The sequence below is a fragment of the Peptidiphaga sp. genome, from assembly GCF_057238965.1.
In genome coordinates, this window is the sequence record NZ_DBHHEV010000062.1 from 8,634 (window position 1) to 15,220 (window position 6,587).

General features: G+C 61.2%; 7 protein-coding genes. 2 read left to right on the plus strand and 5 right to left on the minus strand.

Features of this window, described 5'->3' with window-relative positions:
* On the minus strand, positions 1 to 253 hold a 253-nt coding region (locus tag ACO48X_RS08045), incomplete at its 3' end, for a DeoR family transcriptional regulator (RefSeq protein WP_485001572.1).
* A gap of 116 nt (positions 254 to 369) precedes the next feature.
* On the opposite strand from ACO48X_RS08045, the gene ACO48X_RS08050 reads away from it, so the two are divergent.
* Entirely contained in the window at positions 370 to 1,236 is an 867-nt protein-coding gene (locus ACO48X_RS08050; RefSeq protein WP_485001566.1) for a DUF3097 family protein, read from the plus strand.
* Positions 1,237 to 1,303: 67 nt separating this feature from the next.
* Positions 1,304 to 2,449 (plus strand): hypothetical protein, encoded by a 1,146-nt coding sequence (locus ACO48X_RS08055; protein WP_485001567.1) that lies wholly within the window; start codon positions 1,304 to 1,306, stop codon positions 2,447 to 2,449.
* A 492-nt stretch (positions 2,450 to 2,941) separates the two neighbouring features.
* Here the strand turns inward: ACO48X_RS08055 and ACO48X_RS08060 are convergent, their stop codons facing one another.
* The 4 genes from ACO48X_RS08060 to ACO48X_RS08075 form a co-directional block, all read right to left on the minus strand.
* Positions 2,942 to 3,601: a hypothetical protein gene (locus ACO48X_RS08060; RefSeq protein ID WP_485001568.1), complete on the minus strand. Its 660-nt coding sequence runs from the start codon at positions 3,599 to 3,601 to the stop codon at positions 2,942 to 2,944.
* Positions 3,602 to 3,849: 248 nt separating this feature from the next.
* Positions 3,850 to 5,094, minus strand: a complete 1,245-nt coding sequence (gene hemW, locus ACO48X_RS08065) for a radical SAM family heme chaperone HemW (protein ID WP_485001569.1) — start codon at positions 5,092 to 5,094, stop codon at positions 3,850 to 3,852.
* Positions 5,087 to 5,893, minus strand: a complete 807-nt coding sequence (trmB, locus tag ACO48X_RS08070; protein WP_485001570.1) for a tRNA (guanosine(46)-N7)-methyltransferase TrmB — start codon at positions 5,891 to 5,893, stop codon at positions 5,087 to 5,089. Before trmB ends, hemW begins: the two co-directional genes overlap by 8 nt.
* On the minus strand, positions 5,886 to 6,587 hold a 702-nt coding region (locus ACO48X_RS08075), incomplete at its 5' end, for an MOSC domain-containing protein (RefSeq protein ID WP_485001571.1). The genes ACO48X_RS08075 and trmB, both read right to left, overlap by 8 nt.

The following is a 6,587-nucleotide window of genomic DNA, read 5'->3' on the forward strand; positions in this document are numbered from 1 at the left end:
CAGGCTTGATGGACTCGAGCGAATCGACGAACTGGCGGTATCCCTGGTCGGTCGGCACGCGCCCGGCCGACGTGTGGGGCCGATGGATGAGGCCGGCCTCCTCCAAGGCCGCCATGTCGTTGCGTATCGTCGCCGGCGAGACGCCGAGGTCGTAGCGTTCGACGATGCTGCGCGAGCCGACGGGCTCGCGTGTGGACACATAATCGCGCACGATGGCCTCGAGGACCTTCGCGCGGCGTTCGCTGCTGCCCATGCTCGCCTCCTCTCCGTCGGCTTCCACCCTCATTGGGCCACTTGACAGCATATAGCACTCGACTCGCGAGAGTGCCAATTCTACGCTGAGGGCGTTTGCCGGCATACCCTTGAACGATGAGCTTTTCATTCGACCGCTACGGAAACGACGTTCTCAGTTCCAATCCCCACCGGCGCGGGGACTTCGCGCACAACCCGGAGTCGCGGCCGGTCGAGGCGCGCCGCGGGCTCGTCGTCGAGGACGTCGACACGGGGTTCGTCGGGGAGATCGTGCGCGTGGGCAAGGTCGCAGGCCAATGGCAGGTCGAGCTCGAAGGGCGCAAGGGCGTGCGCCGGTCTTTCCCGCTGGGCCGGGGATTCTGGATCGACGGGCGCCCCGTGGAGCTCGTCCGGCCGCAGGCGAAGGCTCCGACGGGCAAAGCCCGCACCGCCTCGGGCTCCTTCCACGTCAGCGCCAGGGCGCGCACGGCCCGCGAGTCGCGCATCTGGGTCGAGGGCAAGCACGACGCCGAGCTGGTCGCCAAGATCTGGGGCGCGGACCTCGCCCTCGAAGGCGTCGTCGTCGAGGAGCTTCGGGGAGTCGACCGGCTCGAGGAGTGCCTGGCGGAGTTCTCCCCGTCGCCGACGAGGAGGGCCGGGGTGCTCGTCGACCACCTCGTGCGAGGCTCGAAGGAGCAGCGGATCGCCGAGCGCTTTTCCGCGGTTCCCGGCGTCCTCATCCTCGGCCACCCGTACGTTGACGTGTGGCAGGCGGTGCGTCCGGCGGTTCTGGGGCTGCGCGAGTGGCCGGAGGTTCCCCGCGGGGAGGACATCAAGGTCGGCACGCTCAAGCGTTTGGGATGGCCGCACGCCGACGCGGAGGACGTCGGCCTTGGCTGGGCGCGGATACTGGAGAAGGTGACGACGTACAAGGACTTGGAGCCGAGCCTGCTCGGGCGCATGGAGGAGCTCATCGACTTCGTGACCGAGGGATCCGCAGAGTAATTTGTGCCCTCGCCAAAGCCCGCGGACCTAACGCCATACCGCGGCCAAACGCTGGCACAATGGTGACGTGACGACGCCTCCAGACGACCCCCGTGCAGCCCGGGGTCTAGAGCCTTTGGGTCAAGCAGAAGCTTCGCTCCTCGCCGACGAGCGGTACTTTCGCCGCCGCGGGCTTCCCACGCTCATCGAAGACTATTCCGCCACCGAAGACGTTCTGACGCGCGCCTGGCCCTGGCTCGGCGTCCTTTTCGCGATCCAGGTGACACGCTCTCTTGCGACGTCGTGGAAGCCCGGGCTGGCGGCGGTCGTGCTGGTCGCCTCGGTGTCCGCCGTGCTCGCGATCTGGATCGGCGGCAACCGCCGTGCGGGCCGTTCGCTTTTCTCTGCTCCGGCGAGGGTCGGCTGGTGGAGCGCTGCGGTGTTCGTTATCGTGCCCTCGCTCATGCGCATCAACTCCGCCGTGGGAGTCTACCCGGCGCTTCGGCACGTCGCCTTCAACGTCTGCGTCTGCTCCTTCGTCGTCGGCGTCATCGGATGGGGCCTCGCCCAGACGCTGGCCTGGGCCCTGTTGAAGATTCTGTCCGACCTGTGGGACCAGCTGGTCATCGTCTTCCGGCAGACGGCGGCGATTTTCCTCTTCTGCTTCCTCATCTTCTTCACCCAGGAGTTCTGGCAGTTCGTCACGTTTTCGAGCTACCGCCGGATCGAGCTGCTCCTCCAGCTGCTCGGCGCGATCGCGATTTTGACGGTCCTCGTCGGCGCTCCGCGGTTCATCGCTTCGCTGCAGGAGGCCCTCCTGGAAGAAGACGAACGGCTTACCCGGCTTCAGCGTTCGAATCTCACGATCCTCTTCATCGTGCGGCAGCTGCTCCAGCTCGCCCTCATTTTCGTGGTTTCGGCCGCCCTCTTCGCCACGGTCTCAGTGCTCACGATAAGCAGCGAAATGTACAAGACATGGGATCTCCACCCTGAAACGATCGACACCTTCGTCTACGACGGCGAGACGTATCTCCTCACTGACTCCGGCCTCTACATCGCCTTGCTCTTGGCCCTCGTCGCCACCGTCAACTTCGCCGTGGCGACGATGAGCTCCTCGGAGGGACGGGAGATTTTCCTCGAGGGGGTCGAAGACGAGGTGGGAGAGGTGTTCCGCCGACGCCGGCGGTACCTCGCCAAGCGAAAGGAGCTGGCCTCCCGCGGGGTGTCGGTTTAGGGAGCGTATCTTCAGACACATTGGACATCTCGTGGCTCAGCAAAGTAGTTCTGCGAGTATACAAACTGAAAACTGTGCCGCCTGAATCAGGCTAGTCACGTTATCGTCAGCAAAGGAAACATGTTTACCGTGCTAATACTGTTGTATAAAACGAAGAGTGCAGTTGCGTTGCAGACCCTAGCTCCTCATAAACATAGTTCCAACTCTGTAACTCCTTCAAAAATCGATAAACACACGTATTCACATTCTCCACTATTAAACCTTACACTAAACTCACTTTCCCTGGTTACTTTATGTAAATATCCTAACCACATGATACTTACTGAATCCCAAGCACTCGAGCGAAGCGGTGCGTGCAATGACATCATTTTTGCCATAGTTGGGCCGAAATAACGCAAGAAATGAAACTATTCTTTAACCGACAGAAGTAAATCATATTGTACTTATAATACATAAACAGTCTCAAGTTCGAGTCTTTTAAAGTAATAAATACTATGAAGCTCTATCTAATAAAAATGGATGGATCCATTGGCTACGAGTATCATTTATACAGTTCCATACAGTAACAATAGCAGCAACAGAACAAAGAAACATAATACCCCATCCCCGATGGACTAGAAGTCCCAGAGAAACAGATAGAAAAGTCAGCGTCGAAGCATAGATAAAAGACAGGAGCCAAGTACTTTTCCCGAACTCACAAAGCTTAGCGGGCATACTTTCAATTTTTTCGCCTTCATAGTAACGAATGGAAATTATTCGGCGCTTGAGATAAAGTAATACAATTCGACTACAGCAAAATGTTTCAAGCGAAAGAACTATGATTACAAACCTGGAAACACCCAACCAGGATCTAAACCAGAGAGCCAAGCCTGGAAAAACGGCCGACGCAACCAGCATCACACTATAAAAAAGCAGCCAGAAAAAAGCCTTGGGCGGAACTATCGTCGCCGCTACCACCTCAGATTGAGCCCAGCGTTGCATATTGATAAGGTAGTCATTTCGCTCATCGATTGACGAAGTCTGTTCATGTGCCCATGATGCAGTTTTCATCATTCGATGACGGAGAGATGCTTGGCTAAAGATAGTCGCAGCGGCTGCCAACAGACCACTTACTGCAGCAAGCAAAGACGCTATAGCGTTAGTCAGGTTCATTGTTTCAGATTACCGGATGAATTTTAACCTGAACAATCTTGAAACCTGGGACAGCAAAGGCCCTCGCATTGCGAGCATAATTGTACATCACTTCATTACAACACTCTATCACCTATGTCGACAATAGCAATTGATGCTCATTGCGGGGACAAGATGGAAGTAGTTTTCTACAGTAGATGTAACGAATTCAAATCAATCCGCATAAAACATGCGAGAATCGACTATAAGGATATTTTGTTTCTTATGCATTAAGGGTAATTTACGTCATTAACAATCTTAGAATATCCCTCCAGATCCTCCCACAGGCGCCTCGTAACGGCGTCGGCGAGAAGTCTGCCGCGCAGCGTGAGGACGATGCGGCCCGCAATGGCGGCCCGGCCGTCGAGGAGGCCGTCGGCGACGAGGCCCGCTATTGTCTGTGCTCGGACGAACCGGGGGATCTCGATGCCTTCGCGCATGCGGATGCCGAGCATGACGGCCTCGTCGGCGATTTCGGACGCCGTGAGGACCTCGCGCGCCGCCGCCGGGCTCTCCCCCGCGGCGACCCGCCGAGCGTAGGCCAGGGGATGCTTGACGTTCCAAAAGCGCGTCCCGTTGATGTGCGAATGCGCTCCCGGGCCGTAGCCCCACCAGTTTCCGCCGCCCCAGTACACCCGATTGTGGCGGCATTCGCGCCCGCCGCGGGCCCAATTCGATATCTCATACCAGCGGTATCCGGCCGCCTCGAAGGCTTCGTCCGCGGCCTCGTATTTATCCGCTAGCTCGTCCGGGTCGGGAAGCTGGATGACGCCCCGCGCGGCCTGCGCGCCCATCTTGGTTCCCGGCTCAACCGTCAGCGCGTAGGCGCTCAGGTGATCCGGCTCAAGCGCGATCGCCGCCTCTATCGACCGCCGCCACTCCCCCATCGTCTCGCCCGGGGTGCCGTAGATGAGATCGACGGACACATCGAGCCCAGCCTCGCGCGCCCAGCCGACAGCGCGCTCGACCTGCCCGGGCGTATGCCTCCGGTCGAGCGTCGCGAGCACCGATACGACGGCCGACTGCATGCCGAAGGAGACCCTTGTGAACCCGGCGTCGGCAAGCCGAAAAAGGCTCTCGCGATCCACTGATTCGGGATTCGCCTCGGTGGTGGCCTCCGCCCCCTCGCGCAGGCCGAAAGCGGCGTCGAGGGCGGCCAGCACCGAGCCCAACTGTCCGGGGTCGAGCATCGTGGGCGTCCCTCCGCCGAAGAACACGGTGTCGATCAGCGGCGCGGCCTCACCGCCCCGAAGGACGTTGCGGCTCAGGGCGATCTCCCGCGCCAGGGATTCGGGGAAGTCCGACGTCGAAGCCCCCGGCCCGAAGTCGAGGTTGGTGTACGTGTTGAAATCGCAGTACCCGCATCTGACGGCGCAAAACGGCACGTGGACGTACGCGCTCAGCCCGCCGGAGACGTCCGGGTTCGGCAGGGCGCCGTCCTTCGGCGCCTCTTCTCCGTCGGGAAGGTCAGCCACGGCGGAAAGCCAGGTCGTGGATCGTGCGGCCGGCCTCAGCTCCCCGCCGTTCGAAGCGCGTCATGATGCGTTCGTCCCACCTAGGGGCGAAGCCGCCGCGAGCGGGCTCGCGGTCGTTCGGATCGGGCCGCTCCCCCGCGTGGAGGTTGGCGAAGGAGTCGCTTGCCTCGAGCTCGTCGCGCATCTGCCAGGCGTAGTCGTCCCAATCCGTCGCGAGCCGCCACAGGCCGCCGACTTCCAGGATCTTCGCCGCCTCGGCGATGAACGGGCCCGCGATCAGGCGGCGTTTGCGATGTCGGGATTTGCGCCAGGGGTCGGGAAAGAACGTCCACAGCTCGCTGGCCCGGGGAGCCTCCGGGTCGGCGAATATCACCGGCAAGGCCTGCGCAGCGTCAGCCTCAACGATCCGCACGTTCGTCACGCCCTTGCGCACCGCGTTCGCGACGCATCGGGCGACGCCGACGTGCCATGCCTCGAAGGCCAAAATGTTTCGATCGGGATGCTCTTTCGCATAGGAAGTGAGTTGTTCGCCCGATCCGGGCCCTATCTCGACGACGATCGGCGCGTCGTTGCCGAAGACGGCCCGCAGATCCACTCGCGCATTCGGCGCGATCGTCGTCGGCGAATCGCCTTCGGGTAGGTCGAGGATGTAGAAGGGGCCGTGCTCGTCGAGCACCGCCTGGTACTGGCGCACCATTCGGCCGCCTCGCCGCGAAAAAGACTTAATGCGCGCCGGGCAGCGCCGCCCTTCGGGGTTCGCCGCCGAGCCTTTCAAATCGTCGCCTGCCACGTCATGCATTCCTTCGCCCCGCCACGGCGTTCACATACTTGGCCGCGTACTGCGCGATCGACATCCGCCCCGCACGCTGACTCTCGAGCAGCGCATCCGCCCGCTCGACTGTCGGCTCAGCCACCCAATCGGCGATGGTCACGCCGTGTCCGGGGGTCGAGATCACTTCGATCCTGTCCATCGCTTCGATTTTTCCCGTCCTCAGAACGCGCAAGTACACTCCGTGCCTCCCACGCTGGGAAAACTCCTTGACGAAATGCGGGCGCCCCATCCACCTGGCAAACGTCATGCAGGGCGTGCGGGGGCCCGTCGCCTCCATTTCGACCTCGCCCAGCCTTATGCGCGCGCCGAACTCGAAAGCGTCGACGGATCCGCTCACCCTCAGATTCTCACCGAAAAATCCAAACGGAATCTCACGCTCCAAAACCGCCGACCAGTATTCGGCTTCTCCCTGCGCAAAGGCGTACAGCGCCTTGTCGGCTCCCCCGTGATGCTTCCTGTCGGCTTGGATGTCCCCGCGGATTCCGAGCGCGTGTACCGTGACGGGAAAGGCCGCAGGCCGCTTGTCGATCGCTGTCACGCCGACGGCGCCGTCGTCGGCGTGGACGTCCGCCATCGCGCATACGGCCTCCACGTCCATGCACGTGCCCTCGGCAATCGCAGGCTCGCTCGCGGCCCGGGTTATCTCGATCGTCTCGACGTC

Excerpts from the sequence above, each read along its gene's own strand:
- ACO48X_RS08050 (WP_485001566.1), top strand. The coding sequence starts at position 370 with ATGAGCTTTTCATTCGACCGCTACGGAAACGACGTTCTCAGTTCCAAT.
- ACO48X_RS08060 (WP_485001568.1), bottom strand. The coding sequence starts at position 3,601 with ATGAACCTGACTAACGCTATAGCGTCTTTGCTTGCTGCAGTAAGTGGT.
- trmB (WP_485001570.1), bottom strand. The coding sequence starts at position 5,893 with ATGCATGACGTGGCAGGCGACGATTTGAAAGGCTCGGCGGCGAACCCC.